The sequence below is a fragment of the Cupriavidus sp. SIMBA_020 genome (assembly GCF_046535395.1).
Classification (GTDB): Bacteria; Pseudomonadota; Gammaproteobacteria; order Burkholderiales; family Burkholderiaceae; genus Cupriavidus; species Cupriavidus campinensis.
The window spans coordinates 1-237 of the sequence record NZ_JAWRWU010001636.1 but is presented as its reverse complement, the minus strand read 5'-3'; the positions used below and the strand labels follow the sequence as shown (position 1 = coordinate 237).

At 67.5% G+C, this 237-nt stretch carries 1 pseudogene; it reads left to right on the top strand.

From position 1 onward, the window contains the following. Positions 1-237 (top strand): annotated as a pseudogene (locus SB751_RS35145) (cation/H(+) antiporter); the annotation flags it as partial.

Here is a 237-nt window from a genome sequence, read left to right as displayed (position 1 = left end):
AGGTCACGAGCGGCTTTCTCTATCCGATCGCGGTGACGGTCTCGGCGATCACGACGCTCACCACGCCGTATCTGATCCGCGTGGCCGATCCGCTGTCGCAGCGCCTCGCGCGCGCGATGCCGCCCGCCGTCTCGAACGTGTTCGGCCTTTACAGCCAATGGCTGCGCGCGCTGATGCCGCGCTCGAACGGACCGACGCTCTTTTCGCTGACGCGGCGCATCGTGGTGCAGATCGCGG